At 73.7% G+C, this 14,224-nt stretch carries 13 protein-coding genes; 6 read left to right on the top strand and 7 right to left on the bottom strand.

The features are described from left to right. Positions 1-110: 110 nt before the first annotated feature. Entirely contained in the window at positions 111-1,496 is a 1,386-nt protein-coding gene (locus tag ACFYW5_RS17310; RefSeq protein ID WP_389417834.1) for an MFS transporter, read from the top strand. Positions 1,497-1,566: 70 nt separating this feature from the next. On the opposite strand, the gene ACFYW5_RS17305 is transcribed toward ACFYW5_RS17310, so the two are convergent. From ACFYW5_RS17305 to lnt, 4 genes are all read right to left on the bottom strand, one after another. Next, entirely contained in the window at positions 1,567-3,489 is a 1,923-nt protein-coding gene (locus tag ACFYW5_RS17305) for a helix-turn-helix domain-containing protein (RefSeq protein WP_389417833.1), read from the bottom strand. A gap of 68 nt (positions 3,490-3,557) precedes the next feature. After that, positions 3,558-4,358, bottom strand: a complete 801-nt coding sequence (locus ACFYW5_RS17300; protein WP_389417832.1) for a 3-hydroxybutyrate dehydrogenase — start codon at positions 4,356-4,358, stop codon at positions 3,558-3,560. 54 nt (positions 4,359-4,412) lie between these two features. Continuing rightward, the gene (locus ACFYW5_RS17295) at positions 4,413-4,892 is read right to left on the bottom strand and encodes an NUDIX domain-containing protein (protein WP_389417831.1); all 480 of its coding nucleotides are present in this window, start codon (positions 4,890-4,892) and stop codon (positions 4,413-4,415) included. A gap of 10 nt (positions 4,893-4,902) precedes the next feature. Continuing rightward, complete coding sequence (gene lnt / locus ACFYW5_RS17290; RefSeq protein WP_389417830.1) at positions 4,903-6,513, bottom strand: apolipoprotein N-acyltransferase; 1,611 nt, start codon at positions 6,511-6,513, stop codon at positions 4,903-4,905. 220 nt (positions 6,514-6,733) lie between these two features. On the opposite strand from lnt, the gene ACFYW5_RS17285 reads away from it, so the two are divergent. Further along, positions 6,734-7,798 (top strand): O-antigen ligase family protein, encoded by a 1,065-nt coding sequence (locus ACFYW5_RS17285; RefSeq protein ID WP_389417829.1) that lies wholly within the window; start codon positions 6,734-6,736, stop codon positions 7,796-7,798. A 2-nt stretch (positions 7,799-7,800) separates the two neighbouring features. On the opposite strand, the gene ACFYW5_RS17280 is transcribed toward ACFYW5_RS17285, so the two are convergent. After that, positions 7,801-8,346 (bottom strand): hypothetical protein, encoded by a 546-nt coding sequence (locus ACFYW5_RS17280; protein WP_389417828.1) that lies wholly within the window; start codon positions 8,344-8,346, stop codon positions 7,801-7,803. An 88-nt stretch (positions 8,347-8,434) separates the two neighbouring features. Beyond that, positions 8,435-9,220: a glutamate racemase gene (locus ACFYW5_RS17275; protein ID WP_389417827.1), complete on the bottom strand. Its 786-nt coding sequence runs from the start codon at positions 9,218-9,220 to the stop codon at positions 8,435-8,437. Positions 9,221-9,277: 57 nt separating this feature from the next. On the opposite strand from ACFYW5_RS17275, the gene ACFYW5_RS17270 reads away from it, so the two are divergent. Further along, entirely contained in the window at positions 9,278-10,441 is a 1,164-nt protein-coding gene (locus ACFYW5_RS17270; RefSeq protein ID WP_389417826.1) for a glycosyltransferase, read from the top strand. Here the strand turns inward: ACFYW5_RS17270 and ACFYW5_RS17265 are convergent, their stop codons facing one another. Continuing rightward, positions 10,442-11,731: a TerD family protein gene (locus tag ACFYW5_RS17265; protein WP_389417982.1), complete on the bottom strand. Its 1,290-nt coding sequence runs from the start codon at positions 11,729-11,731 to the stop codon at positions 10,442-10,444. It lies immediately after the preceding gene. A 303-nt stretch (positions 11,732-12,034) separates the two neighbouring features. On the opposite strand from ACFYW5_RS17265, the gene ACFYW5_RS17260 reads away from it, so the two are divergent. From ACFYW5_RS17260 to ACFYW5_RS17250, 3 genes are all read left to right on the top strand, one after another. Continuing rightward, positions 12,035-12,475 (top strand): DUF6643 family protein, encoded by a 441-nt coding sequence (locus ACFYW5_RS17260; protein ID WP_389417825.1) that lies wholly within the window; start codon positions 12,035-12,037, stop codon positions 12,473-12,475. Between the two features lie 42 nt (positions 12,476-12,517). Beyond that, positions 12,518-13,345, top strand: coding sequence for an MOSC domain-containing protein (locus tag ACFYW5_RS17255; protein ID WP_389417824.1), 828 nt, complete (start codon positions 12,518-12,520; stop codon positions 13,343-13,345). A gap of 162 nt (positions 13,346-13,507) precedes the next feature. Then, positions 13,508-14,116, top strand: a complete 609-nt coding sequence (locus ACFYW5_RS17250) for a hypothetical protein (protein WP_389417823.1) — start codon at positions 13,508-13,510, stop codon at positions 14,114-14,116. Positions 14,117-14,224 lie beyond the last annotated feature (108 nt).

Raw genomic sequence — 14,224 nt, 5'->3', positions numbered from 1 at the left:
CATAACCGGACCCAAAACTATGTAGCCCCACCACATGTGCGCTCCACCTGCGGGTTTCTACGGTGTGCCGACACGTACCCGTCCCCACCGCACACGAGGAAGTGGCGCACATGGCCTCCGCAGCAACCGCTCCACCAACCCCCGCCAGCCTCAAGCGCATCGTCGCCGCGAGCCTCATCGGCACCACCATCGAGTGGTACGACTTCTTCCTGTACGGTGCCGCCGCCGCCCTGGTCTTCAACACGCTGTTCTTCCCCGACTCCGACCCCCTGGTCGGCACCCTGCTCTCCTTCCTCACCTACGCCGTGGGGTTCGCCGCCCGCCCCATCGGCGCGCTCGTCTTCGGGCACTACGGCGACCGGCTGGGACGCAAGAAGCTGCTGGTCCTCAGCCTGATGCTGATGGGCGGCGCCACCTTCGCCATCGGACTGCTGCCCACGCACGACACCATCGGCACCGCCGCTCCGGTGCTGCTGACCGTGCTGCGGCTGGTCCAGGGCTTCGCGCTCGGCGGGGAGTGGGGCGGCGCCGTCCTGCTGGTCTCCGAGCACGGGGACGCGCGGCGCCGCGGGTTCTGGGCCTCGTGGCCCCAGACCGGGGCGCCCGCGGGTCAGCTCCTCGCCACCGGCGTGCTGGCCGCGCTGACCGCCCTGCAGAGCGACGCCACCTTCGAGTCCTGGGGCTGGCGCGTGCCGTTCCTGCTCTCCGGCGTCCTCGTCATCGTCGGCATGTGGATCCGACTGTCGGTGGACGAGTCGCCGGTGTTCAAGGCGGCGCTGGCGCAGGCCGAGGCCCGCAAGGCCGAGCAGGTCGTCGAGAAGGCGCCGCTGGTCGCCGTGTTGCGGCACCACTGGAAGGACGTGCTCATCGCGATGGGCGCGCGGATGGCGGAGAACATCTCCTACTACGTGATCACGGCCTTCATCCTGGTGTACGCCGTGGAGCACACCGGTCTGGAGAAGCAGACCGCCCTGAACGCCGTCCTGATCGCCTCCGCGATCCACTTCGCGGTGATCCCGGGCTGGGGCGCGCTGTCCGACGTGTGGGGCCGGCGTCCGGTGTACCTGCTGGGCGCGCTCGGGATGGGCGGCTGGGCGTTCCCCTTCTTCGCCCTCGTCGACACCGAGAGCTTCGGCCTGCTGATCGTCGCGGTGACGGTGGGTCTGGTCTTCCACGGGGCGATGTACGCGCCGCAGGCGGCGTTCTTCTCCGAGATGTTCGCCACGCGGATGCGCTACTCGGGCGCCTCGATCGGCGCGCAGTTCGCCTCCGTCGCGGCCGGTGCTCCGGCACCGCTCATCGCGACGGCGCTGCTGGTGAAGTCCGACGGCTCGACCCTGATCTCGCTGTACCTGCTGGCCGCGGTGGCCATCACCCTGGTGGCCGTCCTGGTGGCCCGCGAGACCCGCCATCGCGACCTCGCCCAGATCGGCGCCACGTCCTCCGAGCGGGACGCCGCGCCGGACACCGCCTCGGACACCGCCTCGGTCCGCTGAGGACGCCGACCCCACCTCTCAGCCCCCGCCCGGGATGCCGGTCGGGGGCCGGGCCATGTCCTCGGGCCGCTTACCGCGTCAGCCGGTGCAGCCGCAGTGCCATCTGGATCTCCAGCGCGCGGGCCGGGGTCTGCCAGTCGTCGCCGAGGAGACGCCCGATGCGTTCCAGACGCTGGGCGACGGTGTTCACATGGACGTGCAGGTCGTCCTTGGTGCGGGCGGGGCTCATCCCGCTGGCGAAGTAGGCGTCGAGGGTGCGGACCAGGTCGGTGCCGCGCCGTGCGTCGTAGGCCACGACCTGGCCGATGGTGCGGTCGACGAAGCCGGTGATGTCCCGGTCGGCGGAGAGCAGCAGTCCGACGAAGCCGAAGTCCTCGGCGGCGGCGCCGTCTCCGCGGCGGCCGAGCAGCCGGAGGGCGTCGAGGCAACGGCGGCCCTCCTCGTAGGCGGCGGCCACGGCGTCCGGGTTGGTGGCGAGGTCCCGCAGCGGGGCGGAGGCCCCGACGGTGACCGGCTCGTGGACGGCGGTGCCCAGGTGGTGGGCGATGCGGCGGGCCAGGCCGGTGGCGGTGTCGCCGGTTTCCAGGGGCAGCAGCAGGACGGTGCCGCCGTCGCGGGCCGCGGCGAGGCCGTGCCGGGTCGCGGCCAGGTGGGAGGCGGCGGACCACAGGCGCCGGCGGGCCGCGGCCTCCTGGTCGGCGTCGGCGGCGGCGCCGTCGAGGCGGGCGGCGAGCACCACATGGGTGGCGTCCAGGTCGGCGTCGAGCCGGGTGGCGCGTTCGTGCAGCAGGCGCGGATCGCGGTCGCGGCCGTCCAGCAGGTCGTCCAGCAGCTCGCCGCGCACCCGCTGTTCGGCCTCGGCGGCCGAGCGCCGGGCGAGCAGCAGCAGCGAGGTGACCATGGCGGCGCGCTCCAGGGTGCGCTGGTCGACGGGGTCGAGCCCGGGATGACCGCGCAGCACGAGCGCGCCGAGCAGTTCACCGCCCGCGGACACGGCGGCGATCCAGTCGTCCTGGTGCCGTACGGCGTGTCCTTCCGCGCGGGAGGACTCCAGCGCGCGGGCGGGCGCGTTCTCGGTGAACTCCACGGTCCCGTCGAGGACTTCGGAGACCGCCGCGGCCACGTCGTACACCCCGCCGCCGCGCAGCACGAGTTCGGCGAGCCGGTCGTGCACGTCGGAGGCGCGCTCGATGACCGCGCTGCGGTCCTGGATGATCTCGTTGGCCCGCTCCAGGCCGGCGAGGGCCGAGCGGGTCTCGGTGAGCAGGTTGGCGGTGTCGATGGCGGCCGCGGCCAGGGCGGCGAAGGAGCCCAGCAGCGCGATCTGCTCCCGCTCGAAGACCCGGGCCCGCCGGTCCGCCGCGAACAGCACGCCGATGACGTGGGGCCCCAGCATCAGCGGCACCCCGCAGATCGCCACCAGCCCCTCGTCCCGGACCCCGGAGTCGATGCTGAGGGTGTGCCGGAACCGGTCGTCCTGCAAGTAGTCGTCGGTGACGTACGGGCGGGCCGTCTGGGCGACGAGGCCGCCGAGCCCCTCTCCCATGCCGAGGCGCAGCTGCTGGAAGCGGGCGGCGACCGAGCCCTCGGTGACGCGCATGTAGGTGTCGCCGCGCTGGGGGTCGTTGAGGCTGAGGTAGGCGACATCGGTGCCGAGCAGCGACCGGGCGCGCTGCACGATCGCCTGGAGCACGGCGTCCAGGTCCCGCAGTCCCGCGAGGTCGTGGGCGGTCTCGAACAACGCGGACAGCTCGGCCTCGCGGCGGCGCCGCCCCTCCAGCTCCGAGCGGACGCGCAGCGCGAGCAGCTTGGCCGCCTCCAGCGCGGCGATCCGCTCGGCGGGCTGTCCCTCGGCGCGGGCGAGCAGCACCGGCTGCTCGTAGGCGTCGGCCGAGGCGCCTCGGGCCAGCAGCTCCAGGAACGGCGCCTCGGCACCGCCGTCCGGCGCGGGGCCGGCGGCGCGCTCCTCGGACTGCACGTGATCGCGGGACATGCTCACAGGATTCCTCATCGCACCACCACCGGGTCAGTCCCTGTGGACAACCCGCGTCCCACGACCGCTCAGTGCGCCGTCCAGCCGCCGTCCAGGACGAGGGACGTGCCGGTCACGAAGGACGCCTGGGGACTGCACAGATACGCCACCGCCTCGGCGACCTCGTCCGGTTCGATGAGCCGCTTGAGCGCACTGTCCTGGAGCATGACGTCGGTCAGGACGCGCTCCTCGGGGATCCCGTGCGCCCGGGCCTGGTCGGCGACCTGCTTCTCGACCAGGGGGGTGCGCACATAGGAGGGGCACACACAGTTCGAGGTGACGCCATGGGGCGCGCCCTCCAGGGCGGCGGTCTTGGACAGGCCCTCCAGACCGTGCTTGGCGGACACGTAGGCCGCCTTGTAGGCGGAGGCGCGCAGGCCGTGCACCGAGGAGATGTTGACGATCCGGCCCCACCCCTGGCCGTACATATGGGGCAGGGCGCCGCGGATGAGCCGGAAGGGCGCCTCCAGCATCACGGTGAGCACCGTGTGGAAGACGTCGGGCGGGAACTCCTCCAGGGGCCGCACCAGTTGCAGTCCGGCGTTGTTGACGAGGACGTCGGTGCCGGCGGCGACGAGTTCGGCGGCGTCCAGGTCGGTCAGGTCGAGCAGGTGGGGTTCGACGGTGCCCGCGAGGCCCCGGCACTGCTCGGCGAGCGTCTCCAGGCCCGCGGCGTCCCGGTCGACCGCTCTGACCTTGGCCCCGGCGGCCGCGAGCCGCAGGGCGCAGGCGCGGCCGATGCCTCCGGCGGCGCCGGTGACAAGGGCGGTGCGGCCGCCGAGGTCGAGCGAGGGAGCGGGGGGCGCCGGGCGGGCGTGGGACGCGGTCATGCCCCGACCCTAGGCAGCGCTCCCGTCCCGCCCCATGTGGTCAGAACCCATACTTCATTCGGAAGTCGTGGGTTCGAACCATGTGGGTTCGTCGGACAGGGCCTGTTTGATGCGGAACAGCTGGCGTTCGCCCATCGGGGGCAGCGCGTCCACCTCGTACCAGCCGACGTCCAGGGACTCGTCGTCGTTCACGCGCGCCTCGCCGCCGACCGCCCGGCAGCGGAAGGTGATGTCCATGAACTGGCATCGGTCGCCGTTGGGGTAGGCGACTTCCTTCCCTGCGCGGACGAGCACGACCCGCTCGACGACGCAGCGCACCCCGGTCTCCTCGTACACCTCCCGCACGGCGGCGGTCGCGGGCTGCTCACCGGGGTCCGGGATGCCCGAGATCACCGTCCACTTGCCGTTGTCCGCGCGCTGCCCCAGCAGGACCCGCCCGGCGTCGTCGAAGACCACGGCGCTGACGCCCGGCAACCACAGGAGCTGGTGGCCCGCGGTGGCCCGGATCGTGCGGATGAAGTCAGGTGTCGGCATGCCCTCGACCCTAACGGGCCGGTGCGGCCCGCCTCGTGCGCGCACCGGCGCCGATCGCCCAGCCCAGTCCGCCCGCGGCGACCAGCACCAGGGCGATCTCCGGCAGGATGCCGAGGCGGGTGGCGGGCGTCTCGGAGGAGCGCAGCGGTACCTCCTGCACCAGGGAGTCGGCCACGAACATGCCGGTCCGCTGGGTGATGGTGCCGTCCGGCATGATGATCGCGCTGACGCCGCTGGTCACCGGGACGGTGACGGTCCGGCTGTGCTCGACGGCCCGCACCCGGGACATGGCGAGCTGCTGGTAGGTCATCTCGCTGCGGTCGAAGGTGGCGTTGTTGCTCGGCACGGAGATCAGCTGGGCGCCGGCGGTGACGGTGTCGCGCACCGCCCAGTCGAACGCCGCCTCGTAGCAGGTGGCGAGGCCCACCTCGGTGCCGCCGATGCTGAACACACCCGGCTCGCTGCCCCGGCTGAAGTCCTGGCGGACCATGGACGTCCACTCGGAGTTGATCGCCCCGATCATCGACCGCAGCGGAAGGTACTCGCCGAACGGCTGGATCTGCCGCTTGTCGTAGGTCTGGAGCGGGCCCTCGACGGGATCCCACAGGATCTGCTCGTTGAGCAGCTTGCCGTCCCGCTTCACCACGCCGCCGACCGAGATCGGCACCCCGACGGCCTTGGCCGCCGCGTCGATGACCGCGCGCGCGTCGGCGTTGGCGAAGGGGTCGATGTCGGAGGAGTTCTCCGGCCACAGCACGAAGTCGGGCTGGGCCGCCTTGCCCGCCTCGACCTCGGCGGCCAGCCGCTCGGTCTCCCGCGCGTGGTAGTCGAGCACGGCCCGGCGCTGGGAGTTGAAGTCTAGGCCCGCGCGCGGGACGTTGCCCTGGATGACCGCCACGGTCACCGTGCCGTCCTCGGCCCGGTCGCTGACCAGCGGCCGGGCGGCCAGCGCCCCGGCGACGGGGACCGTGACGCTCAGCAGGGCCACGGCGGCGGCCGACCGCCGGACGGCCCCGGTGCGCCGCCGCCGCACGGCGAGCCGGACCACGTCGTACAGGCCGAAGCCGCACAGGACGACCGCGAAGCCGAGCACCGGGGTGCCGCCCACCGCGGCGAGCGGCAGGAAGACGCCGTCGGCCTGGCCGAAGGCGATCTTGCCCCAGGGGAATCCGCTGAACGGCGCACGCGCGCGTGCCGCCTCCCCGGCGACCCACAGGGCCGCGGCCCACAAGGGCGAGCCGGGCAGCCGGGAGACCGCGGCGATGCCCGCGCCGACCAACGCGACGAAGACGGCCTCGATGACGACCAGCGCGAGCCAGGGGCCGGGGCCCACCTCCACGCCCGTCCATACCAGCAGCGGCAGCAGGAAGCCGAGACCGAAGAGGTAACCGAGACCGAGGGCCGCCTTCCAGCCGCGGCCACGCAGCACCCAGGCGAAGCCGGCGAAGGCCGGCAGGGCCAGCCACCACAGGGTGCGCGGCGGGAAGCTGACGTAGAGCAGCACTCCGGAGAGCGCCGCGGTGAGAGGCGGGAGCAGGCGGTCGAGCCACACCCGGTACGGGGCGGGCGCGAGCGGCTTCACCTGGTCCGACTCCTCCACGGGGGTAGCGGTGACGGTCACTGTGGGAGTGTACGGCGGGCCCGCCGGCCGCCGACAGCGCGGCCCTGGGGGCGGCGGCCCGGTGTGCCACATCGCTCCTGCCCAAGACGTCCACAAATCGTCCATCAGCCGTTACCGTGTGCCGAGCACATGTCGTTCGAGCCGGTCAGCACCATGTCGGAGCGTTTCGTCACGGTTCGGGGGCGACCGGGTAGCGGGGGTCGGGGTGGGTGCCACGGGGATGACGTCTACGGCCGGTTCCGAGGGCGCCAGGGACATCGGCGAAAGACGCAACGCTCTGGACGCGGCGGGCGTCGTCGTGCTCGGCGCCTGCGCCGCCTGGTCCCTGGTCACGGCCACCGTCCAGGACGGCCGGCCCGAAGGTGTGCTGCTCGCGATCCTGGCGGTCGCCGCTGGTTACGCGGCGGGCCGGATCGGCGGAGCGCTGCTGCCCGTCGCCGCCCCCGGCGCCGCCGCGCTGGCCGGAGTCGCCCTGACGGTCACCCTCCCGCACCTGGGCCCGGATCCCGAGATCGTGCCCCCGCTCGGCCAGGCCGGTGCCACGGCCGCCCTGCTCACCCTGTCCACGGGCGCCGCCTGCTGCGCGGCCTGGGCCGCCACCGCGCCCGCCCGGCTCGCCCTGCGCCTGCTGGCGGCCGGGATCGCGGTGACCGCGGCCGCCCTAGGCTCCACCACCGGCTTCGTGGTCTGTTCCCTGGTGCTGTTGTGCTCCCTCGCCGCCGGGCGGATGCGGCACCGCGGTGTCGGGGTCGCGGGACTGGCCGTGGCCACGGCCGTGGTGACCGGCCTGACCTGGGCGGTCGCCGGGCGGGCGGTGCCGGACGGGTTCGCCGCGTCGGTGGAGGGCCAGCTGACCGGACACCGCCTGGACCTGTGGCACGACGCCTTGGAACTGGCCCGGCAGAACGCCGCCCTGGGCGTGGGGCCCGGCCGCTTCGGCGAGCTGAGCACGACCGCCACCAGCACCCTCCTGTCCGACGGCAAACCGCACTCGGCGCCCCTGCAGCAGGCGGCCGAGCAGGGGGTCGTCGGAGTGGTGCTGCTGGCGGCGGCCTTTGGCTGGATGCTGTTCGCGCTCTGGCGCGCTCCCCGCCCGACACCGGTCGTCCTCACCGCCGGCGCGGCGCTGACCGGCCTCGCGGCGATCGCCGCCGTGGGCAACGCGCTCAGCTTCACCACGGTGTCGGTGGGCGCGGGACTGCTGGCCGGAGTGGCCACGGCCCGCCCGCTGCCCGAGGCGCCGCCCGCGGCCGTGCCGGAGACGCGCCCGCACCCCGCGGCGTGAGATCAGTGCGCGGTGCCGGGCGTACCCGTGCGCAGCCGGTCCCGGATGAACCGGACCGCGGCCTCGGCGTCGTCCACGGTGATCGTGAACGTATGCCCGTCCCACAGCCGCAGCACCACGCCCTCACCGCGCCGTACGACGACCGCGGTGCCCTTCTCCGGCCGCCAGCGGTAGCCCCAGCCGCCCCAGTGGCGCGGGGTGACCAGCGGGGCGAAGTCGGCGCCCGCGACCTGCGACAGCGGGATGCGGCGGCGCGGCACACCCATGTGGCCGCAGCGCACCTCGAGTGACTCCATGTCGACCTTCAGGGCGACATGCACGAACGCCAGGGTGCCGAAGAGCACCAGCAGGCCCGCCGCGATGCAGCCGACGACGGCCATCGCGAGCGGGGCGACGCCGGAGGTCCAGGCCGACTCGACGGCCAGCTCGATGCCGAGCGCCATACAGGCGGCGCCGATCAGCGCCAGCAGCCACTGGACGCGGTTGGTGGCGCGTCCGGTCCAGACGTCGGGGTACGGCGCGTGCTCGGCCTGGGGGTGCTCCCTCATGGCAATGAGGTTACTCAGGTTTCGCTGCGCTGCTACCTCGTAGCGCAGGGTGACTGGTCCGGGTGGGCGTCCTTCGGAGGGCCGCCGGTCACCGGGTGGGGGTGACCGCCCGCAGCAGCCGGCCCTCCTCGTAGGCCAGGGCGGGCTCGGGCAGGGCGCCCTCGCGTCCGCTCAGCAGCACGGTGACGGTGCCGCCGGCGTCGGCCCCGGGCGCGGGCTGCGCGCCGATCCGGCGCAGCGCCTGGGCGGCGACCGCTTCGGCGGAGCCGCGCAGGACGAGCGGCGGGCGGCCGGGCTGCTGGACGGCGGCCCGGATGCGCTCGGCGACCAGCTCGTAGTGGGTGCAGCCGAGGACGACGGTCGTCACGTCGTCGGGGGTCAGGGCGGCGGCCGCGGCGACGGCGGCGGTGATGGCGTCCTCGTCCGCGTGCTCCACGGCCTCGGCGAGCCCGAAGCAGGGCACCTCGGTGACCGTCACCCCGTCGGCGAAGTCCTTGATGAGGTTGCGCTGGTAGGGGCTGCCGGTGGTGGCGGGCGTCGCCCAGATCGCGAAGGGGCCGCCGCCGGCCGCGGCGGGCTTGATCGCGGGGACCGTGCCGATCACCGGAATGGCCGGTTCGAGACGGGCGCGCAGGGCGGTCAGGGCGTGCACGCTCGCGGTGTTGCAGCCGACGATCAGCGCCTCGGGCCGGTGCGCTGCCGCGGCCTCGGCGACGGCGACGGCGCGCCGGGTGAGGTCCTCGGGGGTCCTCGGTCCCCAGGGCATGCCGTCCGGGTCGAGGGAGAGGACGAGATCTGCGTCGGGCCGCAGCCGTCGTACCGCGGCGGTGGCCGCGAGCAAGCCGATTCCGGAGTCCATCAGCGCGATCTTCACCCGGCCACGATAGTCGATGGGCCCTTGCGGGCCGGTGGCGTGGGGCAGACTGCGCGGGTGAGCGCCTTCGTGTGGATCGCCGTCGGATCACTCGCCGCCTGGCTGTGGCTGCTGCTGTGTCAGGGCTTCTTCTGGCGCACCGACGTACGGCTGCCGGCCCGGCGGGAACCGCGCGCGTGGCCGTCCGTGTGTGTCGTCGTACCGGCGCGCGACGAGGCGGCGGTCCTGCCCGACAGCCTCCCTTCGCTGCTGGCCCAGGACTATCCCGGGCGGGCCGAGATCTTCCTCGTCGACGACGGCAGCCGCGACGGCACCGGGCGCTCGGCGCGTGAGCTCGCCGACCGGCACGGGGGTCTGCCGCTGACCGTGGACTCCCCCGGTGAACCGCCCGCGGGCTGGACCGGCAAGCTGTGGGCGGTGCGCCATGGCATCGGCCTGGCACGCGCGCGTGACCCCCGCTACCTGCTGCTGACGGACGCCGACATCGCCCACGCCCCCGACAGCCTCCGCCGGCTCGTCGCCGCCGCGGAGACCGGCGGCTTCGACGTGGTCTCGCAGATGGCCCGGCTGCGGGTGGAGAGCATGTGGGAGCGGCTGGTGGTCCCGGCCTTCGTCTACTTCTTCGCGCAGTTGTATCCCTTCCGCCGGATCGGGAGGAAGGGGAGCCGCACGGCGGCCGCGGCCGGGGGGTGTGTGCTGCTGCGCGCGGACGCGGCCGAGCGGGCCCGGATCCCGGACGCCATCCGGCACGCCGTGATCGACGACGTGGCGCTGGCGCGGGCGGTGAAGGGGAGCGGCGGGCACATCTGGCTCGGCCTCGCCGACGGGGTGGACAGCGTGCGGCCGTACCCCCGGCTGCACGACCTGTGGCGGATGGTCTCCCGCAGCGCGTACGCGCAGCTGCGCCACAGCCCGCTGCTGCTCGTCGGTACGGTCGCCGGGCTCGCGCTCGTCTACCTGGTCCCCCCGCTCGCCCTCGCGGCGGGGGACACGGCGACGGCGACGGCCGGCGGGCTCGCCTGGCTGGTGATGACCGGGACGTACGTGCCGATGCTCCGCTACTACCGGCAGCCGCTGTGGCTCGCTCCCCTGCTGCCGTTCACCGCGCTGCTGTACCTGCTGATGACGGTCGACTCCGCGGTGCAGCACTACCGGGGGCGCGGCGCGGCCTGGAAGGGCCGTACCTACGCCCGTCCGGACGCGGTGCCCGAGGAGGGGTGACTACTTGCGGCCGGGCGTCCAGTTCATGCCCCAGCCGTACGCGTAGTCCACGGTCCGCTGCGGGCTCACCCCTCGCTCGGGCACCAGGTAGCGGGCCTCGCGCTGGACGACGAGGTCGCTGCCGGTGTTGGTGATCAACGCCAGCGCGCACACCGTGGAGGGCACCGTGCACTCGTCGAGCGAGAAGTCGACCGGGGCGCCGAACTGGGGCGTGAGGGTGACCGTGGCGTTCAGGTCGGCGAAGGAGCGCGCGCCCTCGTAGATGGTCACGAAGACCAGGATGCGCCGGAAGGCCCGCTGCTGGTCCAGGTTGACGGTGAGGTTCTCACCGGTGGCGACGGCCCCGGTGCGGTCGTCGCCGTCGAGGTGGATGTACGGCGGCTGGTGCAGCGAGCCGTAGGCGTTGCCGAGGGCCTGGACGACGCCCTTGCTGCCGTCGGTGAGCTCGTACAGGGCGCACAGGTCGAGGTCGAGGTCGTTGTGCATGGCGATCGGTCGGCCCAGCTTGCTCGCCCAGCCCGAGAACTGCTTGCGCACCTGCCAGTTGAGGTTCACCCGCAGGGCGCCCGAGGTCCCGCCCTGCTTGGTCAGCGAGACCGAGGGGGCCGACTTCGTGAGCGTCACCTTGCTGAGACTGACCGGGGACGCCTGGGGCGGGGACGGGGCGGTCGGCGGCATGGCGGGCGCGGAGGGCATCCTCGCGGCGGGAGCGGCCGGAGCGGCGGAGGGCGTCGCGGGTGCGGCGGAGGGCGTCGCGGGTGCCGCCTGCTGCGGCTCGTCCACGGTGATGCCGTAGTCGACGGCCAGGCCCTCCAGGCCGCTGCCGTAGCCCTGGCCGACGGCGCGGAACTTCCACGCGCCCTGCCGGCGGTAGAACTCGCCGAGCACGAAGGCTGTTTCGACGGTGGCCCCGGCGCTGTCGAACCGGGCCACCGAGGTGCCCTGGGCGGCGTCCTTGACCTCGATGGCGAGATCGGGGACCCGGCCGAAGGAGCCGCCGTCGGAGGAGGCGGCGAGGATGACGGTCTCGATCGCGGGCTCCACGCGCGCGAGGTCGACGAGGAGGGTGTCGGTCACCCGGCCCCCGGCGTCCCGCTTGCCCTCGTGCCGGACCGCGCCCGAGGCGTGCGCGGGCTGGTTGTAGAAGACGAAGTCCGCGTCGGAGCGGACCTTCCCGCCGACCAGCAGCAGCGCCGAGGCGTCGGCGTCGGGCACCCCGGGCCCGGAACGCCAGCCCAGTTCGACGCGCAGCGCCGTCGTCGGCACCGGAACGTTCGATCCCTTCGGCATTGACATGTCCGCCCCCATCACGTGTCAGCGCGCCAGGTCGTGCCCCGGCCGGTTTCCTTCGGTTCCGTACAGGGTCAACCTATTCCCCGCGCGCGGGGAAGCGGCACCGGAGGGACCCGGGAAGATCGCCGGCCAACCGTCGGTAACCCCCTCGGAACTTGGCCTTTACCGGATCGGAGTGCCGCATGGCGTCCCTTTTTGGCAAGTTCGCTCGCATTGGGGATCCCGCGTCACCGCCAACACGGAAATCAACCCTCTTATCGGTCTCCCCAACCAGCACATCGTGGGCTTAACTTATGTGCCATGACCTCCCCCCGCTCCACTTATGGTGGCGGCTACTACTCCGCCTCCTTCCCGGACACCCCGATCTACGACTCGCTCGTGGCCGAGCGGGGCACCCCGCAGATCGCCCCGATCCGGGTCCCCGCCGCGTACGACACGAGCAGCAGCCATCTGCCCGCGCTCCCCTCGGCCCTGCCCGCCCTGCCGGCGGCACCCTCCCAGCCGTCCTACGGCAACGGCTACGGCTACCCGCAGGCCCAGCAGCCCGCGCCGCTCCAGCAGGCCCCCGCCGCGTACATCCCGCAGCAGGCGGCCGCGCCCCGCGGCTATCCGGGTCCGCAGCCCCAGCAGCCGCGCCCGGCGGCCCCGACGGGTTACGAGGCGATGCGTCCGGCGGCACCCCGGCCCGCGGCCCCGGTGTACCAGGACCCGTACAACAACCAGCAGTACCGCGGCTACTGAGCCGTTCCCCGGCCGGTCCGTGCCACCTGGCACGATGACCCCATGGGGAATGCACGACTTGAGTCGATACACGTTCATCCGGTCAAGGCGTTCCGGGGCACCGCGCCCCGGGAGGCCGTGGTGGAGCCCTGGGGGCTGGCCGGTGACCGTCGCTGGATGCTGATCGACGACGGGGGAAAGGTCGTCACACAACGCCAGCAAGCGCGTCTCGCGTTGGCCGCCGCCGAGCTTCTGCCCGGCGGCGGCCTTCGGCTGTCCGCGCCCGGCATGGAGCCGCTGGCCGTCCGGGTGCCGAAGCCCGCCGCCACCGTCCCGGTGGAGATCTTCCGCGACAAGGTCCAGGCGGTGCCCGCCGAGGACGACGCCGTGCACGCCTGGTGCAGCACCTATCTCGGCGTCGCGGTGCGCCTGGTGCACCTGGACGACCCGGCGACGCGCAGGCCCGTCGACCCGGAGTACGCGCTGCCCGGTGAGACCGTCAGCTTCGCCGACGGCTACCCGCTGCTGCTCACCTCGACCTCCTCCCTCGACGCCCTCAACACCCTGATCGCCGCGGGCGATCACGCGGACGAGGGCCCGCTGCCCATGAACCGGTTCCGGCCGAACGTCGTCGTGTCCGGCACCGCCGCCTGGGCCGAGGACGAGTGGTCCCGTCTCGCCATCGGCGACGTCACCTTCCGGGTCGCCAAGATGTGCGGGCGGTGCGTCGTCACCACCACCGACCAGGGCACCGCGGGACGCGGCAAGGAGCCGCTGCCCACCCTCGGACGCCATCGCCGCATCGGCGGCAAGCTCGCCTTCGGGCAGAACCTGGTGCCGCTGACCGGCGGCACGATCCGGGCCGGGGACCGGGTGGAGATCCTCGCCTGACCCGCGGTGGCGGGAACCATGCCCGGCAGCCTGCGCGTTGAGCCTTTCGCGAGCAGTTCATGAGAGGTTCGGGCGCGGGTGATGTCGCTCTCCCTTCGGCCGGGATCGCGCGTGGGCGGCTCCGCCGGGGGTGGTCACGGAGCGGGAAGGGGGCGCGGGACGGTGCGGGCCATCAGTGGGCTCTGGCGCTGGCGGCACAACCCGCTGCGCCGGGCGACCGATCTTGCCGAGGCCTGGGTCGCGCTGTGCGCCCTGCTGCTCCTCCTCGTCCTCGCCCCCGTGGCCGGCGTTCTGGTCGGCGGCCTCGCGCAGGAGGCGCTGCAGGAGTCGGTACGCGAACAGCGGGCCTCCCGGCACCAGGTGACGGCCACCGTCACCGGCACCCTGGGCGGCTCCCCGCTGGACGCCGACCCGGAGACCGCCGCCTCGGGCCGGGAGGTGCGCACCCGGGTGCTGGCCGACTGGACCGCGCCGGACGGCACCGAGCGGCACGGCGCGGCCACGACGCGGATCGACGACCCGCGGCCGGGCGACCGCTTCCCGCTGTGGACGGACCGTCAGGGCCGCGTGGCCGCGCGCCCACTGGACTCCGCGACGGCGACCACGCATGCCGTGCTGGCCGGGTTCGGCGCGGCTCTGCTGGTCATAGGCGCCGTCGAGAGTTCCAGACGGCTGATCGTCCGGCGCATGGTCCGCCGCCGGTACGCCCGTTGGGACCAGGCCTGGGACCGGGCGGGACCGGACTGGGGCCGGACCGGCGCCGGCAGCTGACCGCGTTCCGCCTCTGGTCAACCCGAGGACTGCGCGCACGCTACGGTGGACCGGCCGAGTCTTCGGTGAAGATCCGCGCGGGCCGGTCACCGGCGCGCCGACGCGTCC

This window comes from Streptomyces sp. NPDC002779, assembly GCF_042888685.1.
In the GTDB taxonomy this organism is placed as follows: Bacteria; Actinomycetota; Actinomycetes; order Streptomycetales; family Streptomycetaceae; genus Streptomyces.
The sequence above is the reverse complement of the archived record's forward strand: the minus strand, read 5'-3'. Positions and strand labels throughout refer to the sequence as shown.